This is a genomic window from Lichenibacterium ramalinae (assembly GCF_004137085.1).
Lineage (GTDB): Bacteria > Pseudomonadota > Alphaproteobacteria > Rhizobiales > Beijerinckiaceae > Lichenihabitans > Lichenihabitans ramalinae.
Genome location: NZ_QYBC01000051.1, coordinates 1,673 through 4,611, shown reverse-complemented (window position 1 = coordinate 4,611; position 2,939 = coordinate 1,673). Strand labels below are relative to the sequence as shown.

2 protein-coding genes are annotated in these 2,939 nt (G+C 73.5%); both read left to right on the top strand.

The genetic code is table 11. The annotated features are described in order from the left end of the window. A partial coding sequence (locus D3272_RS26850) for a 2-deoxy-5-keto-D-gluconate 6-phosphate aldolase domain-containing protein (RefSeq protein ID WP_129222299.1) occupies positions 1-1,056 on the top strand: 1,056 nt, incomplete at its 5' end. 50 nt (positions 1,057-1,106) lie between these two features. Continuing rightward, positions 1,107-2,939 (top strand): 3D-(3,5/4)-trihydroxycyclohexane-1,2-dione acylhydrolase (decyclizing) (gene iolD / locus D3272_RS26845; RefSeq protein WP_129222300.1); only part of this gene is annotated, 1,833 nt, incomplete at its 3' end.

The following is a 2,939-nucleotide window of genomic DNA, read 5'->3' as shown; positions in this document are numbered from 1 at the left end:
CTGCGCGGCGAGCCGATCGAGACGGCCTGCGCCTACGCCAATGCGTGCGGGGCCTTCGCGGTGTCGCGGCTGCTGTGCTCGGCCGAATACCCGAGCTGGGACGAGCTGCAGCACTTCCTGCGCCACGGCCCCGCCACCCGCCAGCTGCGCCACGACAAGGCGCTGAACGACCTCCACTGGGCGACGACGCGCGACGCGCGCATGCCAGCGGCCGCCCACCCCACCACCATCATGGCCTTCGCCATCGACCACCGCATGCAGCTCGAAGCCATGGCGGACGAGGCCGGCGCCCCGCGCGAGCGCATCCGCGACCTCAAGGTCCTGGCCGTCGAGGCCGCCACCCGCGTGGCCCGCGGGCGCCCGGGCTTCGGCATGCTGATCGACGGCACCTACGGCCGCGAAGCCCTGTTCCGCGCCGCCGACCAGCCCTTCTGGATCGGCCGCCCGGTGGAGTCGCCGGGGTCGCGCCCGCTCGACATCGACGGCGGCGGCTCGCTCGCCGCCAAGCTCGTCGAATGGCCGGTCGACCATTGCATCAAGTGCCTGTGCTTCATGCACCCGGACGATCCGGCCGACCTCCAGGCGCGCCAGGAGCGCGAGTTGCTGCGCCTGCAGGACGCCGCCCGCACGATCGGCCGCGAGCTGCTGGTCGAGATCATCGCCGGCAAGCACGGCAGGCTCGCCGACGACACGGTGGCGCGCGTCCTCGCCCGGCTCTACGCCATCGGCATCCGGCCCGATTGGTGGAAGCTCGAGGGCCAGCCCTCGGCCGCCGCCTGGGCGGCCGTCGCCGGGACGATCCGCGAGCACGACCCGCGCTGCCGCGGCATCATGCTGCTCGGGCTCGACGCGCCGGCCGAGGTGCTGGCAGAACAGTTCCGGCTCGCCGCGGACTGCGACGCCGTCAAGGGATTCGCGGTGGGCCGCACCATCTTCGGCGAGCCGGCGCGGGCCTGGCTCGGCGGCGGGCTCTCGGATGCCGCGGTGGTCGACCGCATGGCGGAACGCTTCGGCGCCCTGGTCGACACTTGGACGCGGTTCCGCCCGCAGGCCTGAACGAGCCGGCCGCGGGCAGGCCCGGCCACGAGAACCACAGGGAGGACCGCATGGGCACGATCCGTTTGACGGCCGCGCAGGCCATGGTGCGCTTTCTCGGCGCGCAGGCGACGGAGGTGGACGGCGCCACGGTGCCGCTCTTCGCGGGCTGCTGGGCCATCTTCGGCCACGGCAACGTGTCCGGCATGGGCGAGGCCCTGCACGGCGCCCGCGATGCGCTCCCGACCTTCCGGGCCCACAACGAACAGGGCATGGCCCATGCCGCCATCGCCTTCGCCAAGGCGAGCCGCCGCCGCCGCATGATGGCCTGCACGAGCTCGATCGGCCCGGGCGCCACCAACATGGTGACGGCCTGCGCCCTGGCCCACGTCAACCGGCTGCCGGTGCTGCTGATCCCGGGGGACGTCTTCGCCAGCCGCACGCCAGACCCCGTGCTGCAGCAGGTGGAAAGCTTCGGCGACGGCACGGTCTCGGCCAGCGACTGCTTCCGCCCCGTGTCACGCTACTTCGACCGCATCACCCGCCCCGAACAGATCATGCCGGCGCTGGAGCGCGCCCTGGCGGTGCTGACCGACCCGGCCGATTGCGGCCCCGTCACGCTGTCCTTCTGCCAGGACGTGCAGGCCGAGGCGCACGACTATCCCGAAAGCTTCTTCGCCATGCGGCTGCGGCGCATCCGGCGGCCCGCGCCCGATGCCGACGAACTCGCCGCCGCCGCGGCGGCGCTGCGCGACGCCCGCAGGCCCGTCATCGTGGCGGGCGGCGGCGTGCTCTACGCCGGGGCCGAGCGGCGGCTCGCCGCCTTCGCCGAGGCCCATGGCATCCCGGTGGTGGAAACCCAGGCCGGCAAGTCCACCCTGCCCGACACCCACCCCCATTGCATGGGGGCGGTCGGCGTCACCGGCACGGGCGCCGCCAACGCGCTGGTGGCCGAGGCCGACCTGTTGGTCGCCGTCGGCACCCGCCTCGCCGACTTCACCACCGGCTCGACGTCACTGATCGGCGGCACGCCGGCCCGGGTCCTGATGCTCAACGTACAGGCGTTCGACGTCGGCAAGTTCGGCGCCCTGCCGCTGGTGGCGGATGCGCTGGTGGGGCTCGACGCCCTCGATGCCGCGCTCGGCGACGCCCGCGCGCCCGCGGCCTGGGCCGGGCGGATGGCGCGCGAGAAGGCGGCCTGGGACGACACGGCGGCGGGCTTCACGGGCCCGACCGACGCGGCACTGCCCTCGGACGCCCAGGTGATCGGCGCCGTGCAGCGCGCCGGGCGCCCCACGGACGTCGTGGTCTGCGCGGCGGGCGGGCTGCCGGGCGAGCTTCACAAGCTGTGGAAGACGGGCGACGCGCTCGGCTACCACCTCGAATACGGCTATTCCTGCATGGGCTACGAGATCGCGGGCGGGCTCGGCGTCAAGATGGCGCTGCCGGACCGCGAGGTCATCGTCATGGTGGGCGACGGCTCCTACCTCATGCTGAATTCCGAGATCGCCACCTCGGTGATGCTGGGCTTGAAGCTCACAATCGTGCTGCTCGACAACGGCGGCTACGGCTGCATCAACCGCCTGCAGCAGGAATGCGGCGGCGCCCCCTTCAACAACCTCCTCGCCGACACGCGCCACGTCGCCCTGCCGCCGATCGACTTCGTGGCCCATGCCCGCAGCCTCGGTGCCGAAGCCCGCAAGGTGTCGAGCGTGGCCGAACTCGAGGAAGCCGTGACGGCGGCGCGCGCCGGGCGGGTCACGCAGCTGATCCTCATCGACACCGACGCCGGTCCGTCCACGGGCGCGGGCGGCCATTGGTGGGACGTCGCCGTGCCGGAAGTGTCGGTGCGCGACGAGGTCGGGGCGGCGCGCGCGCGCTACGAGGCCCAGCAGCGCCGCCAG